The organism is Streptomyces fuscichromogenes, assembly GCF_014645815.1.
In the GTDB taxonomy this organism is placed as follows: domain Bacteria; phylum Actinomycetota; class Actinomycetes; order Streptomycetales; family Streptomycetaceae; genus Streptomyces; species Streptomyces fuscichromogenes.
The window spans coordinates 1-13,962 of record NZ_BMML01000044.1; the positions used below are offsets into that span (position 1 = coordinate 1).

The window sequence follows — 13,962 nt, forward strand, 5'->3', positions numbered from 1 at the left end:
GCGCCTGCCCCGGCCGGCCGGTGAACGATCCGGGACCGCAGCCCCGTGTCCCCGGTGCGTGCTGGTTCCCGCCGCCGACGAATCGAGGAAACACATGGCGTCACAGATAGTCATCCCCGGTGATGAACTCGAAGAGGCCCGCTCCACGCTGGGTTTCGTCCACGACTTCATCGACATCGGCCATCACACGTTCGACTTCGACGCGATGTTCGGCCGCGACTTGTCCAAAGGAGCCGCCCAGAACTTCGAGAACAAGTGGGAGGACGGCAAGAACCGTCTGAAGAAGCAGGTCAAAGAGATCCAGGACGCGATCGGCAACATCCTGGACTCGTTCGAGAAGACCGACCAGGACGCCGTGTCGAACCTCGATGACGGGAGCAACGGATGACACCCAAGTTCAACTTCGAGGACGGGCACACCGACCGCGGCGACAGCCACCATGGCGAGCAGTCGGCCAGGACCGGGCGAGGCTTCCTGCTGGACATCCCCGACCAGTGGCAGCAGGCCGACCTCACCGGTGCCGCCATGGCCGACGTTCGAGCCCGCGCCCTGGCCGCAGCGACCACATCGGGCGAACAGGCCCGTATCAACGACATGTTCCGCCAGGGCAGGGAAATGACCGCGGCCGCCCGCCGCCACGGCGCACTGCTGGCCGTGGGCACGGCGGCCATGTATCCGGACGGGCTCTTCCTGGCCTACGGCATGGTGTTCGCGGTGAGCATGCCCGTCGGGCAGGAGCTGACTCTGCCCGTACTGTCCGCCCAACTCGGCAGCTCCACGCTCGGAACCGTACCCGCAGACCGCGCCATCACAACGGCGACGGTGCCCAACGTGGGCAAGGTGGCCCGGGTCACCGGTACGGAGACAGTCCGCGTGACGGCCGACGTCGACATGAAGCTGCTGACCATGCATACGATGATGCCGGTGCCGGGCACTACGCAGGATTTCCTCGTGGTCACCCTGGCCAGCCCCAACCTGCCGCTGAAGAGCGAGGTCTACGACCTGTTCGACGCCATCTCCGGCACCTTCCGCTACACCGAGGACACCGTCGCCGCGTGACGCCGGACCCAACGATGTGAAGTGCGAGGAACGCAAGGCGATCGAGCGATCGACGGAGCACCGGACCTACCCCGTCGCCCAAGCCAGCCAGGGCACGGGGGCGACGATGCCCTCCGGAGAGACCAGCGGCCGCCCCCGAACCCGCTGCACGGGCGGCCGCTACGACGCGCCGGTCCTTGATGAGACCAAGGGCCCCACGAAGGTGATGACCGGTACGGCACAGTTCGACCGGTCACCACGATGGCCCGAGCAGCGAAGACCGCGTAAGCGCCCATCACGGAACGCACGCCAAAGGCCCCCCGGTGTCACGGCTTCGACACCGGGGGGCCTTCCGCGTCTCGTCGACGCCCGTCGACCGACTGCTCAGACGGTGGTGACGACGTCGTCGTACGCCAGGCGCGGGCCGCGCGGGAACCAGGCCTCCGGGCCGGGCTTACCGATGTTGACGACCATCAGCGGGGTGTGGTCGTCGTCCAGGAACTCCTTCTGGACGCCCTCGAAGTCGAGGCCGGCCATCGGGCCGGCGGCGAGACCGGCGGCCCGGATGCCGAGGATGAAGTAGGCGGCCTGGAGGGTGGCGTTCAGGGCGGCGCTCTTCTCACGGACCCCGCGGTCGCCGGCGAAGATGTCCTTGGCCTGTGGGAAGTGCGGGAAGAGCTGCGGCAGCTCCTCGTGGAACTCGTTGTCCGCGGCGAGGATCGCGACCAGCGGGGCGGTGGCGGTCTTCTTCTGGTTGCCCTCGGCCATGTGCCGCACCAGCCGCTCGCGCGCCTCGGGGGAGCGGACCAGGACGACGCGCAGCGGCGACTGGTTCAGGGAGGTCGGGCCGTACTTGACCAGGTCGTAGATGGCCTGCACCTGCTCGTCGGTGACCGGCTCGTCGGTGAAGGTGTTGGCGGTGCGGGCCTCACGGAACAGCAGGTCCTGGGCGGCGGGGTCGAGTAAGAGAGACATGGCTGAACTTCCTTGGGGGTTCTTGGTTCAATTACCGGACTATGGTCCGCTTCATCTGGCATGCCGATGATGCGTCCCAAAAATTTGACTATTCGATGAATGCGGGATGGAGCGACTTACTCCGTTGGACCTCGTCGAGCCCGACTCCTGCATGCCGCGAGACCGCAGGCCCCACGGGGAGCACGCTCTCGCGTCGGCAGCCGGGCTCAGCACCTCAGTCAGGCCTTAGACCTCAGGCTCGGGATAGGCAAAGGGCACCTGCACGCCCCGCAGCGTCCCATCGCCCAGATGCAGCAGGCCGCGGCCCGGCTGAGGAGCCGCACCGACCAGCCCCCGGGTCAGCTTGACTCCGATGAGCTCACCATCGGACAGGTTCTGCGGGGACAGGAGCATTCCGCACCGGTTGCGTTTCATCTGCCCCATCCAGCCCGCAAGGCTCAACGACAAGGACTCGGCATTGCCGGCCGCGAGCACGCCCCAGCCGGCACCGGCGCCACCACGCGCGAGCAGCGCCAGGTCGGAGTCGATCTCCGAGCCCATGAAGAGTTCCGCGTCATCGACCACGACGACTCCGTACTCCTCGGTTATCTGACCGAGCGCGCCGCGGAAGTCGTCCACAGGCACCTCGACGTCCGTGATCACCGACGCCACCCCTGGGCGCCCCTTCAGCGTTCGCAGCGGCGAGCGACGGGGAGCGAGCACGAGCAGACCCGCGCCAGCGGCCAGGAGGGAGAGCGACGCGGTGTACAGGGCCGTGCTGCGGCCGTTGCGCGGAGGCCCACCGATGATGAACGACGGCACGTCGGACAGATCTGGTCCCAGCGAGGTGAGGGTGTCGCCGCCGACAGCCACCAGCGGCTTCATCGGCCCCCCTGGCATGTGCAGGGTCATGGCGTCGGCGTAGGTGATCCGGTCGGGAACAAGGTCCAGACGCAGCGGGCGCCGCTGCTCGGGTACGGACTGCTCCCGAATCGCGAGTTCGTGGCCCAGATCGGTGAGAGCCTGTGCCTGCTCGGTACCGGACAGATCCTCGCGCAAGACGGCGATCTGCACGGAGCTGAGATCCTGTACACGGATGCCGCGCCCGGGGCTGGGCTGTGACGGGGCGGACTTGGTGGGAATGCCGACGCTGGAGTAGTCCTGCCGGTCGTTGAGCCGCAGAACGACCTTGTCCTCGGTGGTGCTGGAGAAGCGGCTCCCTCCCAGGACCCGGTCCCCGGCCAGGATGACGTGGATTCCGGCGCCCGCTCCGTCGCGCAGCAGCCGCAGGAGACGCTCCATGTAGCTTCCGTTGTCGTACTGAGTGAACTCTCGTTCGAAAACCTCGAACCGGTCGATCATCAGCACGATGTGAGCGAGCCGCTCACCTGGTGTCTGGGCGCCACGCAGCTCCGTGAGGTCGGCGGTGCCCCGAGTGCCGAGAATGCCTTGGCGAACGGTGAGTTCCGAGTTGAGTCGGTCCAGGAGTCGACCGAGTCGTTCGATCTGGCCACGGTCCACCACCACACCACAGTGCGGCAGAGCGGTCAGGGCGTTGAGCGCACCGTTTCCGCAATCGATGCCGTACAGATGCACGTCGTCGGCACCGTGGGCCTGTGCCAGCGCCGCGGCGAGGGTACGCAGTGTCTGCGAGCGGCCGCTGCGCGGCGACCCCACAATGTGCAGATGGCCCGCCCGATCGACATCGAACGTCAACGCTGTGCGCGCCTGCTGGGCAGGAAGGTCCACCAAGCCGTACTCGACAGGGGGCAGTGCCGCCGGGCGATCGCCGCTGTCCGCGGGCGAGGGTGACGGTGTCCAGGTCAGTGTCTCGGGCAGTGGCGGCAACCAAGGGCTGGGCTGGCGTGGCGTTCCAAAGAGTTCGGCCGCACGTGCGATGGCGCCGGCCAGGACGGCGAGATCGGTGACGGCCTCGCTCTGGTTCGCCTTGGAGCCTCGCACGATCGTCGCGGGCAGCGGGCCACCGAGGCTGTTCCATGAGATCGGCGCCGCGGTCGCCGTGACAGGGGCGTCGTCCACCGCCTTCCCGCCGGGGCGTCGGCCACCGACCCGACCAGACTGGAACGGCAGCAGCGCTGACGGACCGAGACGTGCGTAGGCCCGCCCGGGGTTGGACGGGGAGATCTCGCCGGAGTCGGGGGCGTCGATGATGTCCCGGCTCTCCGAGGTGTCCGTGGTGCGCAGCGCGATACGCAGGTTGGTGTTTGCCCGGATGTCCGGGGTGACGGCCCCGCCGGGACGCTGGGTCGCCAGGACCAGGTGGATACCGAGCGAGCGGCCACGCTGGGCGATGTTGACCAGTCCGGAGATGAAGTCGGGGAGTTCCCGGACCATCGAGGCGAACTCGTCGATGACCAGGACGAGCCGGGGCATCGGCGGTGCCACGTTGCCGCCGCGCGAACGTTTGTCGAGGTAGTCCTCGATGTCCTTGGCGCCATGCACCGCCAGCTGTGTCTCACGGCGTCGAAGCTCAGCACCGAGCGAGATCAGCGCGCGCTCCACTTCCTGGGTGTCCAGGTCCGTGACGAGCCCGACGGTGTGTGGCAATTCGGCGCACTCCGCGAACGCGCTGCCACCCTTGTAGTCGACCAGGACGAAGGTCATCTCGTCGGGCCTGTTGACCACCGCGAGGGTGGCGACAAGAGTCTGCAGAAGCTCCGACTTTCCACTACCGGTGGTACCCGCGATGAGGGCGTGCGGACCGTCACGGACGAGATCGACCGCGAAGTCCCCGTCGTAGCCCGTACCGAGCACGGCTCGGGTGCTGCGGCCGCCGAGCGACCAGCCGGCCATCAACGCGTCGGGGGTGGGCGGTTCGATGTGCAGCAGGTCCAGCAGCCGAACGGAGCCGGGCAGAGCGCTCTCGTCGTTGTCACCGACGCCACGCAGCGGAGCCAGCGCTCGCGCGAAGCGTTCGTACCAGAAGTGATCCGGTGAGTCGGCGCGCACACCGCCCAGTGCCCCGCCGCCGTCGGTACGCAGCCGAAGCGACTGCGTACCTGGGGTGAGGACGACCACGGCGCCGCACTCCTCCGGCAGCAACTGCTCCTCGCGGTCGATGCACAAGGTGTACACGCCGACCGACGGGCCGTCCCGCAGCAAGGAGATCACGCCGGGAAGCGACCGCGCACGGCGGGCCTGTTCCAGCACGACCAGGATGTCGGGATGGCCGGTCACCCCGCCGCGGACGAGTTCCGGACCGGCGGCGATGCGGGACGCCACCAGCTGCCCCAACTCACCGATGCGCCGCGCCAGAGAGTCCGCGGTGCTGCCCACGAGAGCGTACGCGTCCTCACCCTGGGCCTGGGCGTGGGGCAGCCAGCGGGTCCAGGACCACTCCTGCTCGCCGTCCGGGCCGGCCAGTACGACGACACGCAAGTCGCTCGGACTGTGCAGACCGGCGGCCTGGGCCGTCACCCAGGCTGCCATCCGAGTCGCGTCCGGCCCTGCGAAGCCCGCTGCCCCGGAGCGGCGCAGGGAGATGGCGACCGGAACCTGGTTCAGCCGCGGCACGGTGGTGCGCCGGTGTTCGTCCTGGGTGGGGTCGTCCACCGTCAGGGAAGACGGCAGGTCGGTGGTCCCGACGCGCACGGACAGGAAGTCGGGATCCTTCCAGCGACGTTCCCACAGCCGCTCGGAGGGCTGGGCCGCCATCTGCACAAGTGCCGCCGGGTCAGGGAGCGAGAGCCGGAGGTTGAGCTGTTCACCGAGGACCGCGTCGTTGATGTCGGCCTTCACCCGGCTCAGGGTCTCCTCGTGCTCCTTCTTCTGCTGCAGGTATTTGACCATCGCCTGCTTGCGTCCGCTGAACTGACTGGCCAGCGCGGCGATCGGAGAGAGAAGGGCGATGAAGACGAATGACCACCGGTGAGTCACCAGAATGGCCACCGTGGCGCTGCCCGCCGGGAGCAGCAAGATCGGCAGCAGCGGGATCGGCCGCTTGTCCGGCTTCGTCGGCGGGGCGGGCAACCGGAATTTCGCGCCCGCCGCCGGGGGCAGGAAGCGCGGCGGCCTGTTGAACTCGAGCCCTATGCCATCGGGCGCCACGGTCAGCGGCGCCCGGCGGGTGGGCTGAGCCGTGAGCTCCAGCAGGTGCGCTCCGACCTCCAGCTGGCTGCCCGCCTGCCATGCCGCATCCTCCGGGACCGGCTTGCCGTCCAGCAACACCCCCTCAAGTGCCGACAGTTGCGCGCTCCCGTCGACCCGGACCCGGACCCGGGCCGCCCTGGGCGGTGCGTCGCCGGTGAGACGGATCGGACAGGTCGGTGAACCGCCGATGTCGTAATCGCCCGGCATCAAGCGGAACACAGTGCCGGCACCGGGACCCGACACCAACCGGACTTCGGTACGGCCCTCCGGAGCTGGCTCTCCGGGTACGGGAATGCCGAGGCCGAGGTCCATGCCATCGCGGATTCCCGCTTCCTGGATGGTGGTGCCGGGGTCCGCGGGGACCGAGCCGACGTAGAGCGTCGGCCCACCACCCTCCTCCCCCATGGTCGACTCCATGGACAAGGCTCCGACCGACCGCGCAAGTTCCGCGGCAAACTGGCCCACTGGCACGGAAGGTTCGGTCTCGACGGCAACGGTGGTCGACACCCCGTCGTCCTGCGTCTCTCGAACACTGACGGTCAATCGCACTGCTGGTCGTCTTCTCTCTAGAGGGAGGTGGGGTGCCGGATCGCGGAGGGCCTGGCCTTACACCGCTTCGGCCGCAGCGGCGGTCAGTTCAGGTTGTTTCCGAGGTCACTGTCCGTCTGGTCGAACGCGTCACCGACCGACTTCACGTACTGACCGATGCCCTGCAGCGAGTCGTTCACCTGCTGGAAGCCCTTGGCGAACTCGTCGAAGAACGGCGAGAACTTCTGCTGGGCCGCAGGGGTGCTGTAGCCGTTGGACAGGAGGCTCTGAATCTTGTTCCTGACCTCGGAGAGCTTGTCCGTGAGCTGCTGAAAGTCACTCAGGAGGGCCTGGGAGGTGCTGGCGGTTTCGTCGGAGTTGACGTTGAAATTGGGCATGGCACTGCTCCTTATCGATACGTGAGTCAGCCCCCGTGCCACGGTCCGTGGTCTCCCGGGTGGCGTCGCCGCATACACGACACTGGCCGACCGGAAGGTTCAACTGCGGCAAACAGATGTGTGCGCCCGATCGTCGAACCTTTCCGCCGGGCTGTGCCGTGTAGTCGGCACATGCCCATGCCAGAAACCTAGGTGGACACAATGAGTGACAGTCCCGGATCCAGGCCCGGGAGCGGTGCACGACTGGCCACGGCGCGCCGCCTGCTGCAGGCCTTGACAGGGCTGTTGCTCGTGTGCCTCGCCGTGTTCGGTGCACCTGCTGCTGCGATGGCCGCCGACGGAGACCTGGTCAAGGTGTTCGTGGTGCAGGATCCCGCGCAGACGGGCGGCACGCTGGTCACTCTGGGAGCGATCGCTAAATCCACTCTCGGTGACGAGTCACGAGCCGGTGACATCTTCACTCTCAACCGCGGTCTCACCCAGAAGGACGGCAGCAGTCTGAACAGCCCTGACGAAGCACTGCATCCGGGCTGGATTCTGCGATTGCCTGAAGATGCCTCGGGTCCTGACGTACAGCTGGCGAGGGACACTTCGGGAGGTCAGACCGCAGGTTCCGGCAACCAGGTCGATGGAACGGCCGCGCCGACGGATGGCAGTTCGTCCACCGGGAACACCGCCGTGTTCACCATCCCCCTGGCCTCCGCCATCGCGGTGGCCAGCGCGTTCGTGCTCGCCCTGGTGACGGCGGCCATCGTGAGTCGCCGAGGGATCAAGGCCTGGGCAGCTGCCTTCGGCCGAGCGATGCGCCGACTAGGCGATCCTGCTCGGCGTCGACGCCGTCTCGCTGTACGTCGCTCCATCGGCTCTCGCTTCGCGGCAGACGCCGACTCGGTGCGACGGGCCTACGAAGCCCTCGGCGATTTCGCGGCCACCCCTCAGCGGCCTGCCGTGCCCGTCCACGCTCTGCGGGTGGACGAATCCGGCGCGATGGCGTGGCTGGATACAGCGGAAGCCCCTGACGACACCTGGGCCCTCGTCGACGGCGCGTGCTGGCAGCGTTCCGCGTCCAACGTCGGCTGGCTGGACCGGCCCGACGCCGTCCCCCAAGCCAACACAGGTGAAGCGCTCCTGGTCAGAGTGGGCACGGACGAGGCCGACTGCCCGGTCTTCGTCGACCTCAGCCGGCTCGACGGCGTGCTCAGCGTGACAGGAAATGCCGCCGTGGCCCGTGACGTGGTGCAGAACCTGTTGGCCGAGGTCGCTCGCAATCGTCCGGAGACTCCCATAACCGTACTGGGCGGGGCAGACGGCTCGCCGCTTCCCGCCGTGCCGCCAACGCTGAGGCAGCTTCCCCGAGTCGAACAGCCCCTCCTGCGTGCGGACACCACGACGCCGAGCATCATCCGTTCCCCCTCGAACCGGCACCCTGTTGTCGGCGTGGTCGTCGTGGCCGGTACCCCAGGGCCGCGCGAGACAGCTGAACTCGAGGCTCTCTGCGGCCCGCAGGGTTCCGGGTGGACGGGATTTGTCTACGGGGACGCCGTCGGCGCCCACTGGCAATGGCACGCGGACGAGGAGGGATGCGTAACGGTCCCCGTCCTGCCTCTACGGCTGACCGTGCCGGCCTGATGCGGGTTAGGCGGCGGTCCTGATCAGAACACCGCCGTGCGCCCGGCTTGCCACGGCGTGACGTCTTCGGAGGGCCTCAGCGCAGGTACGGCAGAAAGTCGTGGACTTCGGCCTCTGCAACGCTCGCCGATTGCAGACCCTCTGAGCTCCTGCATTGGGTCACAGCCCCATGCATGACGTCAAGGGAAACATGGTGGGCTGAGTCGCAGCCCCAATGCTTCGTGCGGACGCTCGCCAAGTCGGCCGGTCGACCACCTGCCCGGGACGCCACTCCTCTTGTCTTTGCCCCGGGTTCGACGTAATTCGCGGGTTCTAGAGGTCTTGCAGGGCTGAAGGTGCAGGTCATCGAGCTGCGATGGGGGCAAGCGCCTGAAAGTGCCTGGAGACGCGATTTTCTTGATTAACCTGTGGCGGCCTGTTGCTTCGGCATATCGTCTGGAGCTGTGTACGTGAAGACGACGAAGCGGGAGAACAAGTCCGGCACGGTCCGGTAACCTGCACCTGGCCCACAACGAGTGGGATCCGGTGAAGGGACGGGCGGTGCCGAAGGTGCTGTTCACCTTCGGCCGCGAGGACGACCTGGACCGCGACGCGGTCAGGCGCCTGGTCGCGTCTCTATCGAAGCTGCTGGAGCCGGGCGACGCGCTGACGGCGACCGCAGCGCCGGACCTGGAGTTCACCTCCTCGGTGCCGTTCGGCGGCGCCTACGTGCTCGACCAGCTGTGGCGCCGGCTGCGGATCGACCAGATCGTCGGCCGGGTCGGGCAGCCCAAGCGGGGCCGCCGCCGGGACATGACCGCGACCGAGCGGGTGCTGTTCGCCCTGGTCGCCAACCGCGCCCTGGCCCCGTCCTCGAAGCTCGCGGCGGCGGAGTGGATCACGAACGACGTACACATAGACGGCCTGGCCGCCACCGGCGAACAGACCTGCTACCGGGCGATGGACTGGCTGCACGAGGTGACCGGCGACCTGGAGAAGCAGGTGTTCGACGAGGTCGCGGACCTGCTGAACCTGGAGGTCGACCTGCTGTTCTTCGACACCACCAGCACCTACTTCGAACTGGAGGAGCCCGACGAACCGGTTGCCCGCGACGATACCGGCCGCAAGCTGGACGGCGACCAGGCAGGCGACGACGCAAAGCAGGCCGGATTCCGCACCTACGGCAAGTCGAAGGACTCCCGCGACGACCTGCCGCAGATCGTGATCGGCATGGCGGTCACCAGGGACGGGATCCCTGTCCGCTGCTGGTGCTGGCCGGGCAACGCCTCCGACCAGACGCTGATACGCCAGGTCAAGGACGAGATGCGGGACTGGACCCTGTCCAAGATCGTGTGGGTGGCCGACCGCGGCTTCTCCTCCGCAGAGAACCGCCGCCACCTGCGGAAGGGCGACCACGCCTACATCATCGGCGAGAAGCTCCGTTCGGGAAGTCCCGAAGTGCAGGCCGCCCTGTCCCGGCAGGGCCGCTACCAGGACGTCGCCGAGAACATGCGCGTCAAGGAGGTGCGGATCAGCGACACCGACCGGTTCGTGATCTGCCACAACCCCGAGGCGGCCGAGCGTGACCGGCACATGCGTGAACAACTCGTCGCCCAACTGACAGACTTGATCGCCGACACGGACAAGCTCAGCGACTTCAAGCGGGGCGAACTACGCGGACGGATCGCCGACAAGCCCGGCCTGAACCGCTGCCTTCGCGCCACCCCGGTCGGCAAGCTCCGCATCGACCAGGCGAAGATCAAAGCGGAGGAGAACCTCGACGGGAAGTACCTCCTGCGCTGCTCAGACCCCCACCTGAGCGCCGAGGACATCGCCCTGGGTTACAAGCAACTGCTGGAAGTCGAGCGCGGCTGGCGCGACATGAAGCAGATCATCGACCTGCGGCCTGTCTACCACCGGCTCGAAGAACGCATCCGCGCCCACGTCATCCTGTGCTGGCTCGCCCTCCTCCTCATCCGGATCACCGAGACCACCACCGGCAGCACCTGGCCGCAGATCCGACGTGAGCTCGACCGGCTCCATCTGGGCACCTTCACCGGCTCCACCGGAACGTTCCAGCAGGTCACCGCCCTGACCAAGGCCCAGCGAGACCTGCTCGCGAAGCTGGAGATCCCCGTCCCCAAGCAGATCGTCGCGCTTCAGCCCGCACCCTGCTGACCAGCGTGAACACCACCGCCTAGAGAAACGCCCTCCAGGCGGACACACGCATGTCCGCCCTGGTCAGACCCCAGATTCGGGACTCCAGGCTGCCGAATTACGTCGAACCTGGGGACTTCTGCGTGTCGAACGTCGCCGAGCCCTGCACTCGACTCGGCGACAGCATGGTCACCGACCAGCGGCCTTTGCCGTGATCGGACCGACCCCCGCGTCTGTCCGTGTCAGGTGTCAGTACTGGTCCCGGCCGGCGGCAGGGACTGTCTTGCCTCTGTCACTCTTGGGGATGTCGGCCTTGATCGCGAACCAGACTCCACCTACCCCTTGGCCGTTCGTCTGGCCAGGCGCCTTGTCTCCCTTGAAGGTGTAGGCCGGCCAGCAGTTGAAGGATTCCTGCTTCGTGCCATTGGGCGTGGTGAAAGTGAAGAGAATCTCTGGACTGAGACCGACGGCCTTGGCATCGGCAGCGGTGACCGGTGCACTCGGGGTCCACTTCTGGAGGCACGTGGCATCACAGGCCGTCTGCATCGGCCACGGGGTGTCCTTGGTGAAGAGGTAGAGGGTATGACCGTTCTTGTCTTGAAGGACGCGACCCAGCTTGGGGCTGTCGAGTACGCCCAGAGCCGGCCTGCTCACCCCTGCCTTGGCGCCGTCCGGAGCCGCCGCGTACCACGTCTTCTGGAACCCCTGCCCCTTGGTCTCGCCTGCTTCATCCTCTGCGTAGGAGTAAAGCGGCTTTCCTCCGAGAGTCAGCTGCTTCGAACCATCTACCCTGGTTATCGACCCCAGAAGGTCTTTGTTGATGCCTGTGCCCGGTGTGACATCGTCTGCGGGGACGGGCACCATCGTCTTGGCGCACGTGTCATCGCAACTCGACTTGCCTGAAGCCGCTTTGTCCTTGGCAGAGACGTACAGCGTCTTTCCATTCTCGTCGACCACCACAGACTTGAGGTTGCCGTCGACCCGCACGGACACAGCCGTGGGAGCGGCTGCTTCGGCGTTCCGTTCTGAAACGTTCAAGGAGGGAACGCTGTTCAGCGTCGTGCTGGCCTTCGGCGCACTGCCCGGCTGCGCTGCCTGCGTGGAGCCGCACGCGGACAGCAGAGAGGCAAGTACGAGTGCCCCAGCTGCGATTTTCATCCGTTGTTCAAGCCTTGTCACGAACAGTCCTCACGATCTCAGTGCTCCCACATCCTGCTGTGACAGCATCGCCATACACACGTTGCAGACATGCCAAATTGTTCGACGTGCTGGCTCGGAATGATGGGTGCTCCGCGGTGTGTCGACCGTCGTAGCCTGGCATCCTGCGCCGGTTCCGCGCGCCCGGGCATCCACGGACGCGGGGAGCTGATCCCGGTGGCCGGGCAGGACACTGTGACCGTGTTGCTCCGACGGGCTGCTTTCTGGTCCGGAGGGGGAACCCGGCTCCTGCGACAGAAGCGGCTGGAGCTGGATGGCGAAGGCGTGGTCCGTGATCAACCGAAGCTCATGGTCACTCGTGAGGGTGTCCGAGGTTTGATCAAATAAGCAGAGAGCGCTCCTGAGCTGCAACGATGGGACTTGTCTAGGGTTCTGTTGGCTGCACGGAAAGAAGCACTCTCCAGGCGAAGAAGCGTATCGGGTCGTACCCGCGTGTCCGCGTCGAGGGCGCCGCCCAGACGGTGGTCTCGCAGGCCGGGGGTGTGTTGCTGGTCGGGAGCGTCCGCAAGGCTGGCTTGCACACCGCGATATCCGCGGCGCTGACGCCGTGGCGGAAGCCTCGGGCGGTGCACGATCCGGGCAAGATCCTGCTGGACGTGGCCCTGGCGGTCGCGCTGGGCGGGGACTGCCTCGCGGCGCACTGGCCCTGGACCGACGTGATCACCGATGCCCTGGACCGGCTCCACGCCCTCCCGAACCCCGAAAGGCGGGGGAGATACGGCTGTCCCGGCTCACGGACTTCGACCCTGGGGTTCAGGAAACGGCCTCGCGACAGAATTCGAGCACATCACCCGATAGGATCGTGATTCTCCTGGAAAGTCGAAACCGGATGCGATGCATATGCGCGCAGCCGCATCGAGTCGCTTGACCGACTATGCCTTCGAGGCGACGAAAAAGGCTCCTTACCATAACGGCCATCGCATGCCATGTGCCGCCGAGTTCACGTACCTCAGCTCTCGATGGCACACGGCGAGAACAGCGCATTAATCGCGCTTTATCCAGCTCGTGGCGACCGAGATACGTACTCGTAACAGGCCATGTATTGACAGCGGCGGCGCGTACGGCGACTCATTGAGTGCTGCGTATTGACGTGGGCACTTTTCCTGCCCCGGGTCCCTTGGCGGCACGACCGGCGCGAACAATCAAACAGTAAAGAAGTTTTTTACCATCACTTGAATCGCGAAATTGTTTGTGCGTGTGCACGAACGTAAAGCGCCTCCATCCTCGTCGCCGGGGCGATTTATCTCGTACACTGATTGCATGGTGAACAGGGAATCGTCCGCCTGGAATGTCGCATTACGCCTGAAAGTGACCTGGTTGATCTTGGACGCGGCATATCTGGCGGTAAATTTTGCCCTAGAGGATTTCGCTCCGCCCCCTTTCTGTTGGCTGGTATGCCGCTGTGCGGATTGCATCGCCACGGGCTGCCAAGTACATGCCAACTGTGGCGATCGGCGTGGGTGGGGATCCTGCCTTTCGTCCTCGGTATGGGTGGCGTCGCAGCGGCGGAACGGTACGTGGCCTCCTCGACAGCCTCCCTGGTCATCTCCATCGTCCTTGTGTGGAGTTCACTGCTGGGCATCTGCGTACTCGCAGTCGGTCCGGACCGCACCAGGTCCCCGACGGCTCCCCTCTGGAGGAGCCGCTCACCCGGCAGTCCATGCTGAGTTGTGCCCTGGTCGTGCTGGCGGTCGTGTGCGCGGGCTGGGGATCCCAGCCCCGGCTGGCCGGTGCCGCCTGGTCGCGTGCAGCCCGCACCCCCGACAAGCCGGTGCTGTCACAGACCGGCGAGAGAGCACCGGCGGCCAATCCGGTTGAGCCTTTGCCATGGTCGAGCATCGTGAAGCAGCAGCCATCCCGCTGTCCTGGTGGCAGCACACTCCCCGGTTGCGGCCCTGATCGCCGGCTTGTCGGCCGCGGCCCTGAGCGTCGCGGTCTCCCTGATAGACCG

General features: G+C 66.7%; 7 protein-coding genes and 2 pseudogenes. 5 read left to right on the forward strand and 4 right to left on the reverse strand.

What is annotated here, in order from left to right:
• Positions 1-94 precede the first annotated feature (94 nt).
• Positions 95-388 (forward strand): hypothetical protein, encoded by a 294-nt coding sequence (locus tag IEZ11_RS47350; RefSeq protein ID WP_189269308.1) that lies wholly within the window; start codon positions 95-97, stop codon positions 386-388.
• Complete coding sequence (locus IEZ11_RS47355; protein WP_229713852.1) at positions 385-1,059, forward strand: hypothetical protein; 675 nt, start codon at positions 385-387, stop codon at positions 1,057-1,059. Before IEZ11_RS47350 ends, IEZ11_RS47355 begins: the two co-directional genes overlap by 4 nt.
• A gap of 363 nt (positions 1,060-1,422) precedes the next feature.
• Here the strand turns inward: IEZ11_RS47355 and IEZ11_RS47360 are convergent, their stop codons facing one another.
• The 3 genes from IEZ11_RS47360 to IEZ11_RS47370 all read right to left on the reverse strand — a co-directional run bounded on the left by IEZ11_RS47360 (position 1,423) and on the right by IEZ11_RS47370 (position 7,028).
• Positions 1,423-2,013 carry a malonic semialdehyde reductase gene (locus tag IEZ11_RS47360; RefSeq protein WP_189269309.1) on the reverse strand — a complete coding sequence of 197 codons (591 nt, stop codon included), beginning with the start codon at positions 2,011-2,013 and terminating at the stop codon, positions 1,423-1,425.
• 225 nt (positions 2,014-2,238) lie between these two features.
• Entirely contained in the window at positions 2,239-6,645 is a 4,407-nt protein-coding gene (locus IEZ11_RS47365) for a type VII secretion EssC family protein (protein WP_189269310.1), read from the reverse strand.
• Positions 6,646-6,734: 89 nt separating this feature from the next.
• On the reverse strand, positions 6,735-7,028 hold the full coding sequence (locus tag IEZ11_RS47370; RefSeq protein WP_189269311.1) for a WXG100 family type VII secretion target: 294 nt from the start codon (positions 7,026-7,028) through the stop codon (positions 6,735-6,737).
• A 201-nt stretch (positions 7,029-7,229) separates the two neighbouring features.
• On the opposite strand from IEZ11_RS47370, the gene IEZ11_RS47375 reads away from it, so the two are divergent.
• Positions 7,230-8,657, forward strand: coding sequence for a hypothetical protein (locus IEZ11_RS47375; protein ID WP_189269312.1), 1,428 nt, complete (start codon positions 7,230-7,232; stop codon positions 8,655-8,657).
• Between the two features lie 443 nt (positions 8,658-9,100).
• Positions 9,101-10,814, forward strand: a pseudogene (locus tag IEZ11_RS47380) (IS1634 family transposase).
• A 228-nt stretch (positions 10,815-11,042) separates the two neighbouring features.
• Here IEZ11_RS47380 and IEZ11_RS47385 read toward each other — a convergent pair.
• The gene (locus IEZ11_RS47385) at positions 11,043-11,972 is read right to left on the reverse strand and encodes an SCO0930 family lipoprotein (RefSeq protein WP_229713857.1); all 930 of its coding nucleotides are present in this window, start codon (positions 11,970-11,972) and stop codon (positions 11,043-11,045) included.
• A 455-nt stretch (positions 11,973-12,427) separates the two neighbouring features.
• Between IEZ11_RS47385 and IEZ11_RS47390 the strand changes: the two are divergent.
• Positions 12,428-12,646: pseudogene (locus IEZ11_RS47390) on the forward strand (transposase); the annotation flags it as partial.
• Positions 12,647-13,962: the final 1,316 nt, after the last annotated feature.